This is a genomic window from Pedomonas sp., assembly GCF_036515995.1.
Lineage (GTDB): Bacteria > Pseudomonadota > Alphaproteobacteria > Sphingomonadales > Sphingomonadaceae > Pedomonas.
Genome location: NZ_DATBUP010000103.1, coordinates 1 through 18,008 on the forward strand (window position 1 = coordinate 1; position 18,008 = coordinate 18,008).

Below are 18,008 nucleotides of genomic sequence, written 5' to 3' on the forward strand. Positions count from 1 at the left end.
CCTGCACGGGCCGGACAAAGCATGGCAGATCTTCCGGGGCGTTCACTGGCTGAATGATCCTACCGCATACACGACCGCGCCAGCGGAGCAATGGCAGTACCGGCCCGCAGTTCCTGAACCCGAAACATTGTCGGAACTGCAACAGAAGCTTGTCAAAGGCGCTGCTCGGCCGCTTCCGACGCTAGGATCTCTGGACCAGAGCAAGGCGAGGAAGGAAGGACGAACCCTCCACGAGCAGGCGCGCCGTATGCTCGCGATGAACGGCATCTCCGGACGAGGCGGCTTTGAATCGGAAAGTAATATCTGGCTGATCAATGGGTCGCGCGCCCGTGAGACCAGCGGAATTCTCGTGAACGGCCCTCAGTTTGGCTGGACGTCACCATCGTATGTTTATGGCGTCGGGCTCCACGGCGCAGGCTTTGACGTGGTCGGCAGCACCTACCTCGCTCTGCCCTCTATCTTGTTTGGCCACAATGGAACCGTTGGCTGGGGCAGCACGGCCGGATTGACCGATTTGGTCGATCTATTCGAAGAGAAGCTCAATCCGATCGACCCTGACCTTTATTTTCATCAAGGCGAGTGGAAGCGGTTCTCCATCCGTACGGAGATAATCCCTGTTAAAGGCCAGGCTCCGAAGGAATTTTATCGTCGCGAGAGTGTCCACGGACCAATCGTCGCATATGATCCGGCAAAAGGCGTTGCCTATGCAAAGTCTCGGGCGTGGGCTGGTTATGAGATGCAGACGCTGGGCGCGTGGTTTGATCTGGCCCGAGCGAAGAATCATGCCGCTTGGAGGCAAGCGGCCGAGCGCATCGCGGTGAACATTAACTTCTATTATCTCGATGCCACCGGAAACATCGCCTATTACCTCGGGGGTCGCTACCCGGTCCGCGTAGCGGATCATGATCCCCGGTTGCCCGCAGTCGGAACTGGTGAAATGGACTGGATCGGAATAGCCGCACCAGACATCAATGCTGCGGCATACAATCCCAAGACCGGGTTTCTTGCGAACTGGAACAACAAGCCGGGTGCCGGCTGGCCCAATGGAGACCAGTGGTGGTCGATGTGGGGAGGAGCGCACCATGTCCGCGTGCTTACTGATAAGCTAACGGCAACGGAAAACTTTACCCCAAAAGAGGCATGGGATCTCATCCGCTACTCGGCACATGCCGACCATAACCTGGCCTATTTCCTGCCCTACCTAAGGAAGGCGCTCGATAAGGGCGCATCGACCAGTGCAGGACAGGCACTCCGAATTCTGGAGCAGTGGGATGGCCAGTGGCGCGATGACAACGCCGATGGCATCTTTGACGGCCCCGCCCCGGCAATCATGGAAGCATTTCTAAGCCGTCTATTCCGCGCCGTCATTGCCGATGATGTCGGTGATCGTAACTTTGCACGATTTGCGGCGACGTCTTATCCCGTCCGCGAGATCCCCGTTGGCGCAGACTTGCCGCCAGGAACACGCGTTCTGATCCGGAACTTGGCTGGGCTCGAGGGCAGCACCCAGCTGGCTTATGATTTGTTCAATGGTGAGGACCCGCTGGCCGTATTCCGCCGTGTCTTTGAGGAGACGGTTGCAGCCCTTGGGAGGCAGTTTGGGCCGGAACTGACCGCTTGGCGGGTTGCGGCATTCAAGCCACGCTACGCTGTTGCTAACCACATTGGGGTACGTTTCGGCAGCGAGACTGAGCGCAAGATTACTGCCTTCCAAAATCGAGGCGCCCTAAACTCCATGTTCTGGGTGGACAATGGCCAGCTCAAAGGGGTGGCGATAGCAACACCAGGTCAGAGCGGATTCACTTCGATCGACGGGCGCCGCAGCCGCCACTATGAGGATCAACAGAGCCTGTATGACAAGTATGAGTGGATGACACTGCCTTTTACAAAACAAGAGGTGGACGCCCATACGACCAGCGCTACCGAGTTGCGGTACTAGCCCAATCAAATTGATATAAGCCTTAGACAAAGAAGAATATATTCTGAGTACCCCCTGTTCAGAGAACAGGGGGTGTTTTATATTCAAGTCGCGTCATCGTTGCGGTCCTCGTAATGCTTTCAATTATTATAGATAAGCAATTAGACTGCCCTGGTGAACATGCGACAAAAATCACACTCTTCTCTGAACAAACTTGGTCCACTGCTGACCGTGAGCGAAAATTGGGCGGCGCTACAAGCAGAACTTGAAGCGCGTGCATTGGCTCAAAAACGTGAGGATGCGTCTGAACCGCATGCGGGGTATCATATATTGCAGCATCCGAACGGAGATACGTTTGAGTACTACCAGATTGATGACGAGTTCTATGCAGGCATCAATAACTTCATTTTGCCGAATGAGCAATCATTTGCCTTTATCGGTGAGGACTGGATCCGTGCCGCGTGGATGGTTGACGTTTCTGGCGACCAGGAGTTGCTGCCTTTCGGCCATGGCCGTGTCCCGTCATACATCACGCCGGCTTCACTCCAGGCACTGCCCGGCTATTGCGACTTTGAAGTGCAACCAGACAACTTTATCAAAGTAGAGCGATTCCGGGCTAAGGCTCATTTGAAATGGGTTTCCATTGCTATGAGTCGACGCGCGCTCCAGCGCGCTTTGGGGGAGATGGACAGCCATATTCCTGCTGAACTCGACCACTATCTGAATCGCGATGCTTCCGTTCTCATGATGAGAAAGACGGCAATCTCCGCAGCAAGTATGGGAATTGTGCGCTCGCTGTTCGAGGTGCCGCTCCTTGGCAATCTCCGCTACAAGTTTTTTGGCAGCCAAATACACTCGCTCTTGTATATGACCTTGGGCAGCGATTGGCATAGCGACAATCGGCAGCCTCAAGATAGCGCTATGGCGCGCAAAATATTACGAGCAGCGGAGCAGCTGCGTTATCACGCGCGAACCGGTAAATTCGATGCCGGTGAAATTGCGAACAATGTTGGGCTGAGCCGCTCGGTTTTCGATCACGGTTTCTCAGCGACCTACGGCAAGTCACCTGGCCGGTACTGGCTTGAAGAGAAACTCAAATATGCGGCGGAACTTCTTATAACAACCGACATGCCAATCAAGCAGATCAGCATAGACCTCGGCTACGATGACCAAGGATCATTCAGCCGGTGCTTCAGAAAATGGTCCGGACTTTCGCCAAGTCAGTTCCGGGCTCGGCACCAAGGTTACATCTGACGATCAGCGGCGGGCCGAGCTTGTATGCTAAAGTATCGACGCAGGGAACTGCAAAGGGCAAATTTGGTCAGGTCGGCGAAAATTTCAGCAGCTTTGATACCGCCAGGCACAAACAGCGGCGTACTGAGCTGATAGTTCTCACCTGCCGCGGGAGGGCCATAACCGGCCAATTCCTGCATCTCACTAACCGAATTGGCTCAAGACATTGTATGCGTGCTCGTGAGGCCGTCCGCGGATCGGCTTGCACAAAAGCTTTCAGCATGGCTGCTGGGCCGATTGGTGGCCTCTCATTAAATAGCGTCTGCAACATTTTCAGCTCCCGCAATCTAAGCAAGGTAGGGGAAGCGGCGCATGGTGCCCTCGGATCAGCAGCGGCGCCTGCCGCTGAAGCTGTAGCATTCTATCTGTAGTCACGAAGGCCTCATGCGATGGATTATTTAGAGATCTTCTTGGTCTGCATAATAGTTCTGATTTTCACTGACAGAATACTCTGGTGGAATATATTCTTCGTTCTATCCGTGAAGGAACGAGCTGGAGGATGGGGCGCGGTCGCAAAAGAGGCCGAATATAATTGGGCCAACCCGATTAAATGGACGTTATTCATTGTGATGTCAACATCATATTTGTCAATGCACTTGCAGATGATCAGAGACGACATCAGTACATTAATGCTAATATTATTATCGGCAATTCATCTTTCCTATTCCACAATGGTCGCAACGAAAGATTTTTCATCTGCACAACAAAAACGTAAATAGCTAGTTAGATGCGAGGCCGCACTTTACATTTACCTGACGTGCGCTCAATGGCGTACAACCGGTATTCCGAGCTTAGAAAGCATCTCTTCCGATCGCGCTGCAACATGCCAGCACAGACATTGCCCTATGGTCGCGCCTTTGCTCATCACAGCCAAAATGGATTGGCTAGGCCTTGTCGCGTGGGGCGCCGAATTCACGACAGAGATGAATGACAAATTGAGCCCACCGCGGCAGCCGTACCGGCATATCTCCAGTACGGCTGCGAGCGGCCCGGCTACGCAGCGTCGTCGAGGACGATCAGGTCGGACGGGCCGTAGTCGCTGGAGGGTGAGGTATCGTTTGTTCCTTCGTTGGCCTCGATCGGCGGCGCTGCAGCCTCTGCAGGTTCGAGTATTTCGGCCGGCAGGTCGTGTTCGTCGGCCGTTAGGGTGCCGTCTGTCGGGACCTCGGCAGGGAAGCGCAGAATGCTCGGTGCCCAGGCACGAGCTCGCTCGTTGATTTCTGGCGAGACATGGCCCTCGCCTCTGAACAAGCGCTCCATACTGTCGGCCAATGTCTGCTTCTTTTGGTCCATGTACCCTAGCTTGAGGCCGATCGCATCAATGTCATCAAGGGCAGTTAATATCTGCTTCTTGTTCAGCCGCTCCCAGAAGTTGGCCGCGGTAGGCGCCCACCAGTCCCGGATCTGCAGCCCCATCAGGGTGCCGAGCAGTTCCAGGAAACCGTAGCGTAGACCTGACCCCTCCGGAGCGTCAGGCTGCACGTTGGGTTTGCACATTTCGGAAAGGCAGTACGCCAGAATGTCCGCCTTGGCAGTCGGGGTCAGGGTCTGGAAGGTCAGAAACCGAGTTTCAACGGATGGAGCCTGCATCCAGGTCAGATCCAGCCGGGCAAGCTGCTCTTCAAGGAACTCGGCGGCAGGCGTGAGCTCATGTGAGACAGCAAATGATGCCCGACTGGCCTTCCGGGCTGTCAGTTCAAAGCCCAGCTCAGGGGTGAACGTATTCAAAACTTTGGAGGCAATCATGAATACTGTGCAGTCGTAGGCAAGATCAGGGGACTGGCTCAGGCCTGCTGCGACGATCGTCCGGCGCTGGTCGGCCAGTTCTTCTACGAGGCTGCGGGAATAGCCCTTCGGTTTTTCGGCAGCGCTTTGCGCCCCGATTGTCACGGGAATTATATCATTTGTCGGCTCAGATGCCTCTGACTGGGAAACCTCAATGGCTGTCTCATCCTCGCTTTGTGCATCGGGTAGAATGCATCGATAGAGACGGCGATAGATTTCCGGTTGACCATCATCATCGATGCCAAGGAAAGCGATGGCCTCTGCTTGAACTGTGGCTGGGTAGCCGTGCTGCTTGTTTTCAAGCTCTTCGATGTCGAGTTCAATCTGGCTGTATTCCTCAGCTTGGTCATCGGTCAGCTCATCGAGATTGCTCAGTTCATCAAGCCGTTGGGCCAGTTCAGATTTTCTCGCCTGATCTTCATCGGACAAGGTCAAGTCTTCAGTTGGCAGCGCCTGCATTTCCGCAGTCTCGAGCAGAGACGGCGAACTGCCGAGGGAGGCAATCAGTCGAACCTCCCGATAGATACCGCGCTCAACGAAATCGTCTGCCATCGCGGCGAGTTTTTGGGTGGCAAGCTGCTCCAGGAGCGGTTTATCCCGCCATGTCTCGATTTCCTCAAACAGGGCCGGCTCGATCCGGCCGCCGGCGGCCGTGTAGCTGTCTCGTCCAACAAAGAGAGCAAGACGATGACCCGGCTCGACACCCTGGCTGAGGATCTGCTTGCGGATTTGCGTCGCTCCCCAATGCCAGCCTGGTCCAGATGCCTGCTGCCAGACCTGCAGCTGCACCGACTGATCGGTCGTGCAGGCGTAGGCTTGGGCCTGATCCAGGGTCAGCTCCTTGTCCCGATAGGCTTGGGCGATATCAGGATGCAGGTGCGCGAGGCGCAAGCGCTTTTCAACGGCGCTGACGGTAAAGCCAAACTGTTCCGCGATATCTTCTATCCGCTGCCCCGTCGTCTCGATTAGCTGGCGGAACGCGGCGCACTCGTCCAGGGGATGCATTGCCTGGCGCACCATGTTCTCGGCCAGTGCCTCCGCCAGAGCAGCTTCTTTGGTCGAGACGCGACAGTCGATTGGCCAGGTCCGCTTGTGTAGCCCAGCTTCCACCAGCGCGCTAATGCCGTTGTATCGTCGACCGCCAAAATAGACCCGATAAAAGCCCTTTTTACCTTCGCTCGGGTAGACGGCGAGCGGCTGCAACAGCCCGTGGTGGTGAATACTAAGGGCCATGGACCGCAACTTGGCGGGCAGGGTTGTCGGGAGAGCCTTGTCAGCGTCGCCTAATGGCGGTGCATCGCCTAGTGGCGGTGCGTCGTCCGGGAGCAGTTCGTCAACCGCATGCTCGTTATGGGTCCTACGGATATTGTCGTCTGCCAGGATCAGCTTATTGAAGGGGATCTTTCGAATGATTGCTTCAGCCATGTGAGCCTCCAGAAGAAGGTTGCTGTCGAGGCGGTGCTTTCTGACCTACCGCCCGCCCCTCCCCTCCCACCTCCCCTCGCCATGGCGTCGCGGCCATGTGTCGTGCTCACGTGGGGTCTCACCGCCCCGCCGGGGCAATGCGCGGTACTTTCATGTCGGCTGGTGCCAGGAATTAGACGCTCTGAATGGATGGTGTTGCAGAGAACCAACAACCTCGTAAGCTTCAACTGGCCCGCCGCGGATGCTGTACAATATTCGAATTGCATACGGAAAAGTTCGCGCTAATATATTCGTGTATTATAGTTAATGCGGCTATGCGTCTGCCGCACACGAGTGCGCTTAAGTCTTTAGTTCTTGGATGAAAATCGCCTGGCAGGCATCGTTGTCCAGATGTTTTTGAGCACATTTTTTATAAACTTGAATTGACGTTTTGGGTGTGAAGCTGTGTCACTCTGGGCCGTTGTTGGGCGGCCCCCTCGTTAGTTGCCGATCACGCTACCGATAACCCTTTGCAACAGACAGCCCATGCTGCCTGAGGAGAGAGTTATGACTGATGCACCCTGCGTCGGTCTGTCGAGCGTGAGGCAACGTGACAGATCACCATTAGACGACATGTACCGCAACCATAAGCGGGATGCGGTCCTGTTCATCAGGCGTCGCTGTGCACGAACAGGCATCGATCCAGAGGATATCGTCCAAAGCGCATTCGAGCGCTTGGCGGCGAGACAGCATGTGCAAAGCAGTGCAGGTATCAGAAAAGAACGTAATTTTCTGCTTATGACTGCCCTCAATATCCTGCGAGACCAGGTCCGTCAGAGCCGCACACAGGCGTATATGGCCCACCATCTTGATCTCGTGGGCCCTTTTGAGACGATTGAAGAGCTGACGCCCGAGGCCGTCGTGGCGGGGCGCCGCAGCCTGGAGATCCTCGACAAGGCACTCTCTGGCTTACCCGCTGCCCGGCGGCAGATGTTTCTGGACTCCCAGCTGGAAGAGAAAACGATCCGCGATGTTGCGGCCAAGTTTAATGTGCCGAGGACGACCGTTCACGACATCGTGACTGCTGCCCTGCGCTCCTGTTCGCGCGCACTGAACCCGCCTTCTGACGACTTCTCAAGGTCGTAATTCCTGATGATCTGAGCTTCGCTCGAGGCCCGCGGCCGCTGGTTTACCAACTGGCTGGCCGGAGGCGCCACGGGCGAAGTGCTGAAGGGTTTTGGACGATGAAGACGCTACCTCGGGCTCTTGCCCGTGACTTATTCTATACTCGCACTGGAATGGATGAGGCTCGGGTCGCCAGCCTTGTGGCAGACAAGCTGTTCGGACTTGAAGATGGCGAGTTGTACCTGCAGTACACGCTGTCCGAGTCCTTTCGCTTCGAGGATGGCCAGCTGAAGAGCGCAACTTGCCACATGGTGCAGGGTTTCGGTCTTCGTGGCATCTTAGGCGAGACGACTGGCTTTGCGCATTCCAATGAGGTGTCCGAGGCTGCCATATGCCGGGCCGGGTCCACGGTCGCAACGATTGGTGCTGGTCGCGGAGCCCGCTGGTCGGACGCTCCAGTGCGCACGAACCAGATGGTTTATCCGCCGGGCAACCCCTTCGAGCCGTTTCTGTTCCAAGCGTCGGTCAGCTTGCTGGCAGAGATCGACGCCTTTTTGCGCGGCAAAGACCCGAGGGTTATGCAGGTTGCAGTGGCGCTGGACGGATCCTGGACAGTTATCGAGATCTTGCGCCCCGACGGCTATCGCACGTGGGATGTGCGCCCGCTTGTGCGGCTGGGGGTGCAAGTCGTTGTGCAACAGGGAGAAAAGCGCGAGACGGGCTACGAGGGTATCGGCGGCCGCCACGACTATTCACGGTTCTTCTTGCCAGACATTTGGCAGACGATGGCGCTCGAGGCATTGAGCAGAGCGTTGATAAACCTGCAGGCTGCACCTGTGCCTGCGGGCGAGATGACCGTGGTGCTCGGCCCGGGATTGGCCGGTATGCTGCTGCACGAGGCCATCGGCCACGGCCTCGAGGGTGACTTCAACCGCAAAGGCATCTCCGCGTTCTCGGGCCGCATCGGCGAGCGGGTGGCCGCTCCCGGCGTGACGGTGGTGGACGACGGCTCGCTGGAAGCCTTACGCGGCTCGATCACCATCGACGACGAAGGCACGCCGACGGAGCGCACCGTCCTGATCGAGGACGGCATCCTCAAGGGCTACATGCAGGACCGCATGAACGCCCGCCTGATGGGCGTGAAGGCCACCGGCAACGGACGGCGCGAAAGCTTCGCCCACGCCCCGATGCCGCGCATGACCAACACCTTCATGCTGGCGGGCGACCGCGACCCGGCGGACATCCTCGGCTCGGTAAAAAAGGGCATCTACGCCAAGACCTTCGGCGGCGGACAGGTGGACATCACCTCGGGCAAGTTCGTGTTCTCGTGCACCGAGGCTTACGAACTGGAGAACGGCAGGATTGGCCGACCTCTCAAGGGTGCGACCCTCATCGGCCACGGGCCGGACGTGCTGACCCGCGTGAAGGCCATCGGCAACGACTTGGTGCTGGATCCGGGCATCGGCGTATGCGGCAAGGGCGGCCAGTCGGTCCCCACAGGTGTCGGCCAGCCAACGCTGTTGATCGAGGGTTTGACGGTGGGTGGCAGTATGCTGTGACGGAGGCAGGACAGCAGTGGGGCGAACTGTTCCGTATTAGCCCAGAAGCTTGGTAAAGTTAGAGAGAGCCATAAGAGCAATCAACAGCACAGCCTGGCTGCCGATGAGCCATCGCACCGTATCAGCTTTAAGAGCAGAAAGGCTGGCTTTCATCTGAAGGCCAAGCCGCGTTTCAAGCTGATCGAGATCGCCCTTGGTCGCCACGTTATCCCGGGCCTGGCTGCTGGTCTCACCAAAGGTGTGGGCCAGCATCTCGGCTTGCTTGTCCTCGAAGCCGGCATCTTTGAGGGTTTGGGCGATCTTCAGCGTGTCAATCATTGAAGTCATCCGTCATGCCTTTCCGTTTTATACCACGGCGCAGGGCTGAGAGGAAAGCAGGCTGGCGTCGGGCGGTGGCCGTATCGTCCCGTCTCTTTTCAACGCCCCGCCGCGGCCGGCGCAAACCACAGTCAGGGTGGACCAGACGCGGGGTTTCACCGTAGCCAAGCACCTTGTTGCGGCCATGGGTCGCCCAGTGGACCGGAGCGGTGGCTCTGGATCAAAACTCGACCGCAGTCATCGCGACCAGCCTGCCGAACTTCTCCATGGCGAGTGCATAGATTTCATCCAGGTCAAGCATGATCATTTCTCCGGTATAATGAATAGCTTTCGACCAGCCGGTCAGGTAGTGCCGGCCGCAGCAGCCCACCTCAAAAACGACGCATACCTGACCTGGGGCGAGATGCTGCGGGAGCTTGTTGCACAATTCTCGCAAGTGTTCCTCTAAGTGCCCAGTCGTACCCGGGCGATTCCCGACGGTATCGACTGCAAATCCATACAGTCCGTCCTTTTCAAGCAGCTCGACCCTGAAATCAGCCAGAAATGTTCGAAAGGCGGCAGGATCTTTGACCTTGACGTAATTTGAACGGCATACACCAGACCAGCGGGTCATAGCGTCGTCTCCCTCGTTCTAGCTGGCGGCTGACTTGGGACTGAACAGCGCCAAGTAGCGGCAAGGCACGTGTGTGCCCGCCACATAGGTTGCCAGGTTCTCAAAGGTCGCCCGTGTCTTGATGTGCGCTAGCCTTTGTGCATCGCCAGACGCATGCCGGTGGGGCGCGGTGTTGGCGGCCTGCTGAATGACGTCGTGGTAGTCCGAGTAGTAGACCGATGCGATCTGATGGATCTCCCGCCAGTGCTGGCGCAAATGCTCACGCTGGAGGCTCGCTGCGGCGGAAATCTCGCCCCACTCTGCCTCGGAGAGCGCATCAAGCCGGCTCCAGAAGAAATGAATCTCAAGAGCCGCCCAAGGATACCGGCCGTCGCGCTCGATGAGTGTATCGGGCCAGATCGGGCGGCTGTTCTCGACGCCCAAGCGCATAAGGACCGCATGTGTCAGGCTGATGCCGAGGATTTCGGCAACCGCGCGGTCGATGACGTCTTGGGGCGCCGCCTCATATTGAGCATGGGACCAGCGGGCGAGGTGCTTCAGCACATACCAATGCGGCTCAACTTTGAGCGGGGTCAGGGCCGGAGGCCCGCCTGGGCTGTCAGGGTCATGGAGGAGCGTGTGCTTGACGCCCCAGAAATCGCGCATCCATTCGGCATTGTGCTCGATTTGCTGCAACCGCCACTGGGCAGAAGGATCATGGGTGAGACCATCCCCGGGCCCGTCTGTGAGGGACGTCAGCATAAGGCTTGGCCGCGAGAGTTTGGGCAAGCGCGTGGGTTTCTGGAAAAGCTTAAGCAGGTCTTTTAGCATGAGAAAGGCTCCTTCTAGCCACAAGGCGCTGATGACATCCGCGCAGCTCAGTGCCGCCCCCACGGGCAAGCGGGAGGAAACCTGAAAGCGTTAGGGATCAGGGCATTGGAGGATAAACTGGGAAGGCCGGCGGGGCTGAAGCCTGGTCGCCTGCGACAGGGCGTCTAATAATCCTCGGGGAAGCCGATGGTAAGCACCCGGCTGGTGGTGGCCGGATTTGCGGAACTCGAACTGGCTTTACGGCCATTGCTGTCGGTGTAGTTGATCTTAAAGAAGAAGGTTCGGTCCCAAGCCTCGAAAATCCGAAGTCGTGCTCCAGGCAGGGATCGATGGTCTCGTCAAATGCATCGAACGCAGCCAGAGCGCGCAGCAGGTAAAGCCGCCGCGCCAACCATTCCCTGGGCAGAAGCCCAGGCGCGGATCGAAGGAAATTGTCGACACTTTCTGTCAGCACAACTTGGTCGAGCCACGTATCGAAGGGGGCCTGGCGTAGCTGGTCGTTACGCTCGCGGATCAGCCGCTTGCGCGCCGGATCGTCACAATCGTGGGACATGGCGGAAGCCTTTCAGTAAGCGCATGCAGTTAGCCTGTCCGCCAAGACGATAGCTTGAGGGCGGACCTCATGGCATTTCAAGATCAGCACACTCTCCCCGATACGGACCATGAGCGAGGTCGTGCAATCATGGTGGGCCGGTTAGGGGCACATGCCGTTCTGTCCGGACGCAGTCGCTACCGAGCAGCCCGAACAAGCAGGCATCGGCTGCTCCCAGTTCCGAGGTCATAATGGATCTCCTGAGGAAAGACGAAGAGGCTAGGAACGGGCGCTGGACCGACGCCTCTCGCCCCTCTCCCTTCCCCCCTCTTTCTTCCCTCTTTCCACTTCTGCCTGGGCGGGGAAGAACACTGCGGTCGGGACCACCGAGTTCGGACGCCGCCCATGACTAATGCTGAGAGAATGCGCTTTTGGCAGCAGCAATCTATGCGGAGCTCGAAAGTCAACGGTCGCCGCTAGTATCGTCGGGTGCTATTTCACCGGTGCGTTCTAAACGCAGATCAGCCCTCGGGAAAGAGGCCCCTAGCATTGCAACTTATGCCCTCCAACTGAATGCCGACAAACGAAGCTGACGGCAAAACCGCGTCTATCGCTAAATGGCCCGCAGTAGTATTCGGGAGCCTGTACGCGGATAAGTCGTGACAGCAACTTCGGAGAGACCAGAGCGGATTTCGAGCGATCTAAATAGCGGGGTATTCCCGCGGGACTGATTTTCTGATGCATGATGTTGGCTGGGGACTAGAGGCCAGCATGGCTGGGTCAGCCTCTCTCGATGGATTTGCTCACGCGCGTTTTAGCGGCGATTGACGCCGGTGCAAGCTGCCGGGCGGCAGCGGCCCGGTTTGGGGTGGCGCCGGCAACGGTGATCCGCTGGCACACGCAGCGCCGCTTGACCCGCGATTTTGCGCCCCGGCCCCAGGGCGGAGACATGCGCTCGCGCCGTGTCGAGGCCAGCCGGAACACGATCCCGGCTCTGTGGGAGGCCAACAACGATGCCACTCTGGCTGAGTTGCGCGTGGCGCTTTGCGAGGCGGGCCTTGTGGTGGCAAATTCAACATTGCACTGCTTCTTCGTCCGCCATGGCATCACGCGCAAAAAAGACCGGCCACGCGATCGAGCAGGACCGGCCCGACGTCCTGAAGCAGCGCCAGGCCTGGTTCAATGGACAGCTCGACCTTCACCCCGAGCGCCTGGTGTTCATCGACGAGACCTGGACGGCAACCAACATTGCCCGCAGCCATGGACGCTGCGCCAAAGGGGAACGCCTGCGGATGGACTTTCCCCACGGGCACCGCAAGACGACCACGTTGGTTGCCGGTCTGCGCATGACCGGGATGATCGCCCCGATGGTGCTGGATGGGCCGATCAACGGCCAATGGTTCGAGGCCTATGTTGCCAAGGTTCTCGTGCCGGAGTTGCGGCCGGGCGACGTCGTTGTCATGGACAATCTCTCAAGCCACAAGCGCCCCCAGGTGAGTGCGCTGATCGAGGCCGCAGGCGCACGGCTGCTGTTCCTTCCGCCCTACAGCCCCGACTTCAACCCAATCGAGAAGGCCTTCGCCCGCCTCAAGGCGATGCTGCGCAGGGCAGCAGAGCGAACCGTCTCCGACCTTTGGGATCTGATCGGCAAAACTGTTCCGGCCCGCCGAATGCGACAGCTACTTCCGCTCGTGCGGATATAAAGCAGACTGAACGGAATCCGCGCTAATTAATACATGGCCGTGAAACCATACGACGCTATCAATGGAGTTTACTTAAGTAGGTTTACTTGCACAATGCGAATGGATAAATGCGATTATGGCGTCGTTTGTGCTCGCTACGACGTTCATCCCACGAGTCTCGTTGAACATTTAGTGATTCATAGGGGGGGAAATGAAGGACGAATATGAGGAAGGAAAACCTCACGGCTATCGCTGGATCAAGCCGCTAGTTTTTGTTGCTGCTATCTTGGCCGGCTGCTGGTACGCCGTAGATTATTATATGGCGCAGACTTGGGAACTACGTGCTGCAAAACGAGATTTGGAAAAGCGGCTCAAAGATCCAACATCTGTCCTCTATTCTGACATCGACAGATGTTCCTCAGGAAATGGGGTATTTGGCATTTACAATGCTAAGAACTCTTACGGGGCTTACACTGGAGAAACAATTTTTTTTGCCTTTGGATCTGACATTGTATTAGATGACGAAGTCTATCTAAGCGCCTATGGCGCAATTGACCCGCAGATGTACTGTTCGCAAGGCATGCCAGTGCCGGTTAAAATTCAGAATGAGCAGTGGGAAGCGTTGCCAGACCTAGAGCGGTTTATTTTTAAATTGGGCCAGAAACAAATCCAAGAGAATCCGGATTATCGGAAGGCATACGAAGAGCAGGCCGCACAATACAGGGAGATGATTAAATCAAGGAAGATGAAGCTTTTGTTCCTGAATCTATGGTGATTCCCCCTTGATTACGTCGACCTTAAAGCCCTCTGTGGTTGCCGCCCGTTGTGCAAGAGGGTTCTGATTTTATGGGTGTGATCGAGTGCGGTCTTCTGTCAGGCCTTTATCTGCGGCATTTTCAGAAGCCGCTGCCGGTATGGTGATCCGCAGAACGGGCTCAAATCTGTTTGTCGAGCTTTGATGCTCAGGACTCTAAACTGGTTTTTGCGCTCCAGATCTGCTCGATTCTTCTGCCCATGCAGATCGTCGCCTTCTCACACCTCTTTACCGGCATTCAGCAGATTGATGTGGCATGATGATCATGCTGCGGCAGCCGGTATTGGGTCTCGGTAATCCTGGCCTTTAGGTAACATGGCCCAGATCGCCCGCGCCATCTTGTTGGCCAGGGCGATTGCCACGAGCATTCTCGGCTCTCGGACCAGCAGGCGCGCCAGCCACGATACGTCGGGGATTGATGTGCGCTCCCCCGCTAGTTCAATCGAGACATAGCGCCCACGATCAGCATGCGGCGGATATCTGCTTGTCCGGCTTTGGCGATGCGCCCAAGCCGTTCCTTGCCGCAAGTGGCGCTCTGCCGTGGGACCAAGCCCAGCCATGCCGAAAAATCCCGGCCATAGCGAAAGCCCTCCATCGGCGGCGCGAACGCTTCCACCGCCAAAGTTGTTAGCGGCCCGATGCCGGGCATGGTTTGCAGCCGACGTGCCATACCCGTTTTGGCGGCCAGGTCCTCGATCTTGCGCGTCTTGGTCTGGATCCGCGCCGTCTGCTCGGCGATCTGCACGAGCAGATCCCGGCACTTCTCGGGCGCCAGACCGGGCAGGTCGTAGTTCGGGGCAGCCAGGATCTCTTCGATCCACTTGATCTGTGTGTCTTTGCCGTGCGTAAGAGAACATAAGTCGACTCAGCAGCCGCCCCTAATCTGCAACGGCTTATCGTTGAATATGACGAGACTGTCTGGCTCAGATGCGAACCAAGCATAGCTGCCCCATGCGAGACTGCTCACGGTTTTCCGGAAGGCGGTAGCGTCGCGGTCAAGATATGCGGTGACGAATGCGGTATGCTCCGCCGCGAAACCCGCCCCTTCGGCGATTTGCAGCAGCGCCGTTTTGCGCGCATGATTCACCGGTCCATCTGTGTGCACGACCTCGACGAAGACCAGCAGCGGATGCGCCGGCCCAAGATCGACTAGCACGATATCGGGAAGGCTCTTGTCCGCTGGGATGGTCAGACCGATCGCCTTGGCCAATTCATCATCCCGCGCAACGACTTTGTTACCGCTTTCGCTCAGCGAGATCACACCAGGCTCCTGCAAGAACTTTGGCGCAAAGACCTCAATCACTGCCTTGGAAATATCTGCGCTCGGCCCCGTTGCCATGCGGCGGGTTTCACCGTTGGGGAACGTGACCAGTTCATATGTGCCGCCAGCTGCAGCGCCTTTGCGCACAATCGCGATGCGGGCGAGCGCACCCGCATTAAGGTACTTCTCACGCCAAGCAGCCGCCTTTGCGATGAAAGTCGCTTCGTCGAGATTGGGTGATAGCAGCGCCGCGAACTCCGCCTGTAGCGCATACCGCCCTGCCGACGACGTGGTGGGAACTGGCCGATCGATGACGGCACCATTTTGGAGCAGAGCGTAGCGGATCGTATCGTCCCGGATCGACTCTCTCGTGTTAACGGCATACCACCTGTCAGGGATATTCAAGCCTTTGCTGGATTGCATCGACAGGGGCACCCAGGCAGCGCGTTCATCGTCACCCAGTAGCTCTGCCTGCGCGTCTGTCATCCGCGTCACCTGATCGGGCCGCAGCCAAACGCTATTTCCTTCCACTGCACCGACATAAAGCATCACAAAAATTGTCTTGGCTGCGATTTCCCAGATGGAATGCTCGCGGTTTGCGCAGCCTTCAGGGAATATTACCGGCAAGCGTGCGTGGATATCCTTCCACGGCAAAATCGGCGGGAACGTCATGCTTCGAGACCATAAAGAAGGCGCAGGGCCTTTTCGATAGCTGTACGCGGAGAACCCTTAGCGACAAGTCGCTCTATGGGTTCCATAGCCGAGGCAGGCGGCAGCGGAATGGCCCCGAGTTCAAACGCCGATACGGCGACACTTCCACTGATGCACCGAAATATCTGATCAATTAGATCGCTGTTGAGCACGGCGGCGACGGTGGCCGGAGTCACTTTTGGTTTGCCGATAGCGCGCACCATGTTCAAGTGGTTCTCGATGATAACCCCGCCATGCGCGTCTATAAAAGATTGCGGTAATTCGGCCGCGATGAGACGGCGCGATTGTTCCTTGGCAGTGGTGCGCTGAACCAGGACGCATTCCTGATCTTCAACAAGCCACTCGTCGCCCAACTCAGTTTTGAAGTAGGGTGCATGGTTCTTCTTCTCTGCCCGGAACACGAAACGTCCATCTGAAGTCACCGCCTCCGCCCAAATTAGTGGATGCAACCCGCGCGCGGCGCGGGCGCGCATCTGAGACCTGAACCTATTCCAAACGAGCGGCCCAGTCGAAACACCATACCCCCAATCGGACAGGCGCCCGGCCATACCTTCAGCTGCCTTGATCAGCCCCACATGGCCGGGGTCCCGGGGGGCAAGCCAAGGTGCGCCGGCATCGACCGGAAGGCTGACTTTGCCATTCTTCGTCAAGTGCGCCTTGCGCTCGTTATCTACATTGAGATAGTGGACGTGGAAGCAATCGCGCTTTCCTCCCTTACGATAGAGCGCGAGAAGGGTTTCCTGCAGCACATCCTCGAAGACGCCACGGCGAGCATGGACGAAATCAATCGCAAGGGGCGGAGCCTCGGCTGCAAGCAGCTGGCGCAAGGCAGTATAATACTTCCCGCCGAGGACACTCGCGGGCGTCAGATAGGCGATAACGCCGCCGGGACGCGTCCATCGCAGAGCAATGTCGGTGAATACGCCATACAGGTTGGCATGGCCGTACAAACTTCTCGAATAGCGAGAGCGCTGCACGGCCGAAAGCGTTACCCGCCCGTACGGCGGATTCCCGATCACCAAGTCATATTGCGCCGTGGGCGTCTCTTCGAGTGTGTCGCAGACCTTCACGAAGGTTGGCACGGCACGGCCACTCGCCATACTGAGATCAGAAAGCAAAATTTCAAGCGCAGCTTGCGAAAGTGACGCCGCATGTGGATCAAGTTCTAGGCCTGAAAGACGGGTACCTAGCTGGGCAAGGATAAACGCTGGCTCGCTACCTTTAAGCGCCCGGCGCATGCGGGACGCAGCTTCCAGCAGAAAGGCGCCGCCACCGCTCGCTGGGTCGAGCACTCGCGCGGTTGCCCAATCGACGCCACCTTCACCGGCAAGATCGAGAAGGCGCTGTGTCAGTGCTGGGGGCGTGTAGAATGCACCTAAGCCGCTGCGTTCCTTCTTCGGCAGCAGGACCGTGTAAAGACTGGTCAGGAAGTGTGCACCTTCTAAAACTGGCAGTACCGCCACATCGCGCCCGATTGACGTGGCGAGCTGGCTCGCGGTACTGTCGAGCTTTCCGCGCCCGACAACAATGGGTGGACTGAGAGTTAACTGCGGCGCCACACAAGCGGCAAATGTCTCCATGGCTTTTCGCGCGAAAAGCGCAGCCTGGCTGGTGCGGCGTGTCTCCGCGATCGTCTCGGCCCAGGCGCGGGCCACGACGCGGGCACGCGCCAGCTCAACGCGCTTGGACTCAAGAGAAAGGGTCGCGTCGGCGGTTGCCGCCTTTTTCAAGCGTGCCGTTGCTCTGCCGTTTGTCATCTCGTCCCCTCCGTCTGCGCACTAGCTGTTTTCGGCGCGAAAGGCGCTACCTTGGTTTCGTCGGCCCGCTTCCGGACTTCTGCGATGTCGAAGCTGGTCTGCATCTCCATCAAGTCCTCAATAGGCACGCTAAACGCCTTCTCGATGCGAACTGCCATTTGTGGCGCGAGGTCAGAGCGCCCATTAAGCAGAGTCGAGAGCACCGGCCAAGTCACCTCAAGCACGTGTGCGGCCTCCGTCACCGACAGGCCGTTGGCATCGACGACCTCGCTTTTAACGAACCGGCCAGGATGGCCGGTCGCTATCGCGCGCACTACAGCTTGCATATCGCCGCCTCCCTACCTTCGCTGCGTTTCGGGCCTGTGCCCTGTAAAGAGGCGCTTTACAAGCTTTTTTGTTCCATATCTGTTCGACAGCCTTATTGTT

14 protein-coding genes and 1 pseudogene are annotated in these 18,008 nt (G+C 57.6%); 6 read left to right on the forward strand and 9 right to left on the reverse strand.

Annotated elements, in window-relative coordinates; all coding sequences use genetic code 11:
* Together VIG90_RS07775 and VIG90_RS07780 are read left to right on the forward strand one after the other, a co-directional pair.
* The coding region (locus VIG90_RS07775) for a penicillin acylase family protein (protein WP_331592922.1) at positions 1–1,939 on the forward strand (1,939 nt) is incomplete at its 5' end.
* Between the two features lie 159 nt (positions 1,940–2,098).
* Positions 2,099–3,172: a helix-turn-helix transcriptional regulator gene (locus tag VIG90_RS07780; protein ID WP_331592932.1), complete on the forward strand. Its 1,074-nt coding sequence runs from the start codon at positions 2,099–2,101 to the stop codon at positions 3,170–3,172.
* A 1,032-nt stretch (positions 3,173–4,204) separates the two neighbouring features.
* On the opposite strand, the gene VIG90_RS07785 is transcribed toward VIG90_RS07780, so the two are convergent.
* Complete coding sequence (locus tag VIG90_RS07785; protein ID WP_331592923.1) at positions 4,205–6,421, reverse strand: ParB/RepB/Spo0J family partition protein; 2,217 nt, start codon at positions 6,419–6,421, stop codon at positions 4,205–4,207.
* Positions 6,422–6,967: 546 nt separating this feature from the next.
* On the opposite strand from VIG90_RS07785, the gene VIG90_RS07790 reads away from it, so the two are divergent.
* Together VIG90_RS07790 and VIG90_RS07795 are read left to right on the forward strand one after the other, a co-directional pair.
* Positions 6,968–7,546 (forward strand): RNA polymerase sigma factor, encoded by a 579-nt coding sequence (locus tag VIG90_RS07790; protein WP_331592924.1) that lies wholly within the window; start codon positions 6,968–6,970, stop codon positions 7,544–7,546.
* Positions 7,547–7,644: 98 nt separating this feature from the next.
* Positions 7,645–9,084, forward strand: coding sequence for a metallopeptidase TldD-related protein (locus VIG90_RS07795; RefSeq protein WP_414695480.1), 1,440 nt, complete (start codon positions 7,645–7,647; stop codon positions 9,082–9,084).
* Positions 9,085–9,120: 36 nt separating this feature from the next.
* Here VIG90_RS07795 and VIG90_RS07800 read toward each other — a convergent pair whose 3' ends face one another.
* The 4 genes from VIG90_RS07800 to VIG90_RS19860 all read right to left on the reverse strand — a co-directional run bounded on the left by VIG90_RS07800 (position 9,121) and on the right by VIG90_RS19860 (position 11,148).
* Positions 9,121–9,402 carry a hypothetical protein gene (locus VIG90_RS07800; protein ID WP_331592925.1) on the reverse strand — a complete coding sequence of 94 codons (282 nt, stop codon included), beginning with the start codon at positions 9,400–9,402 and terminating at the stop codon, positions 9,121–9,123.
* A 220-nt stretch (positions 9,403–9,622) separates the two neighbouring features.
* Positions 9,623–10,015, reverse strand: a complete 393-nt coding sequence (locus VIG90_RS07805) for a hypothetical protein (protein ID WP_331592926.1) — start codon at positions 10,013–10,015, stop codon at positions 9,623–9,625.
* An 18-nt stretch (positions 10,016–10,033) separates the two neighbouring features.
* Positions 10,034–10,756 carry a hypothetical protein gene (locus tag VIG90_RS07810; RefSeq protein ID WP_331592927.1) on the reverse strand — a complete coding sequence of 241 codons (723 nt, stop codon included), beginning with the start codon at positions 10,754–10,756 and terminating at the stop codon, positions 10,034–10,036.
* Between the two features lie 233 nt (positions 10,757–10,989).
* Positions 10,990–11,148 carry a DUF3768 domain-containing protein gene (locus VIG90_RS19860; protein WP_414695482.1) on the reverse strand — a complete coding sequence of 53 codons (159 nt, stop codon included), beginning with the start codon at positions 11,146–11,148 and terminating at the stop codon, positions 10,990–10,992.
* Positions 11,149–12,132: 984 nt separating this feature from the next.
* On the opposite strand from VIG90_RS19860, the pseudogene VIG90_RS07815 reads away from it, so the two are divergent.
* Together VIG90_RS07815 and VIG90_RS07820 are read left to right on the forward strand one after the other, a co-directional pair.
* Positions 12,133–13,070 (forward strand): annotated as a pseudogene (locus VIG90_RS07815) (IS630 family transposase).
* A 180-nt stretch (positions 13,071–13,250) separates the two neighbouring features.
* Positions 13,251–13,814, forward strand: a complete 564-nt coding sequence (locus tag VIG90_RS07820; protein ID WP_331592928.1) for a hypothetical protein — start codon at positions 13,251–13,253, stop codon at positions 13,812–13,814.
* Between the two features lie 472 nt (positions 13,815–14,286).
* On the opposite strand, the gene VIG90_RS19865 is transcribed toward VIG90_RS07820, so the two are convergent.
* The 4 genes from VIG90_RS19865 to VIG90_RS07840 form a co-directional block, all read right to left on the reverse strand.
* Entirely contained in the window at positions 14,287–14,598 is a 312-nt protein-coding gene (locus VIG90_RS19865) for a transposase (RefSeq protein ID WP_414695481.1), read from the reverse strand.
* A gap of 120 nt (positions 14,599–14,718) precedes the next feature.
* Complete coding sequence (locus VIG90_RS07830) at positions 14,719–15,786, reverse strand: BsuBI/PstI family type II restriction endonuclease (RefSeq protein WP_331592929.1); 1,068 nt, start codon at positions 15,784–15,786, stop codon at positions 14,719–14,721.
* Entirely contained in the window at positions 15,783–17,582 is a 1,800-nt protein-coding gene (locus VIG90_RS07835; protein WP_331592930.1) for an HsdM family class I SAM-dependent methyltransferase, read from the reverse strand. The genes VIG90_RS07830 and VIG90_RS07835 overlap by 4 nt, the downstream gene beginning before the upstream one ends.
* Entirely contained in the window at positions 17,579–17,908 is a 330-nt protein-coding gene (locus tag VIG90_RS07840) for a HigA family addiction module antitoxin (RefSeq protein ID WP_331592931.1), read from the reverse strand. The genes VIG90_RS07835 and VIG90_RS07840 overlap by 4 nt, the downstream gene beginning before the upstream one ends.
* Positions 17,909–18,008 lie beyond the last annotated feature (100 nt).

Coding starts and splice junctions, on each gene's coding strand:
- VIG90_RS07780 (WP_331592932.1), top strand. CDS start 2,099: ATGCGACAAAAATCACACTCTTCTCTGAACAAACTTGGTCCACTGCTG.
- VIG90_RS07785 (WP_331592923.1), bottom strand. CDS start 6,421: ATGGCTGAAGCAATCATTCGAAAGATCCCCTTCAATAAGCTGATCCTG.
- VIG90_RS07790 (WP_331592924.1), top strand. CDS start 6,968: ATGACTGATGCACCCTGCGTCGGTCTGTCGAGCGTGAGGCAACGTGAC.
- VIG90_RS07795 (WP_414695480.1), top strand. CDS start 7,645: ATGAAGACGCTACCTCGGGCTCTTGCCCGTGACTTATTCTATACTCGC.
- VIG90_RS07800 (WP_331592925.1), bottom strand. CDS start 9,402: ATGATTGACACGCTGAAGATCGCCCAAACCCTCAAAGATGCCGGCTTC.
- VIG90_RS07805 (WP_331592926.1), bottom strand. CDS start 10,015: ATGACCCGCTGGTCTGGTGTATGCCGTTCAAATTACGTCAAGGTCAAA.
- VIG90_RS07810 (WP_331592927.1), bottom strand. CDS start 10,756: ATGCTGACGTCCCTCACAGACGGGCCCGGGGATGGTCTCACCCATGAT.
- VIG90_RS07820 (WP_331592928.1), top strand. CDS start 13,251: ATGAAGGACGAATATGAGGAAGGAAAACCTCACGGCTATCGCTGGATC.
- VIG90_RS07830 (WP_331592929.1), bottom strand. CDS start 15,786: ATGACGTTCCCGCCGATTTTGCCGTGGAAGGATATCCACGCACGCTTG.
- VIG90_RS07835 (WP_331592930.1), bottom strand. CDS start 17,582: ATGACAAACGGCAGAGCAACGGCACGCTTGAAAAAGGCGGCAACCGCC.
- VIG90_RS07840 (WP_331592931.1), bottom strand. CDS start 17,908: ATGCAAGCTGTAGTGCGCGCGATAGCGACCGGCCATCCTGGCCGGTTC.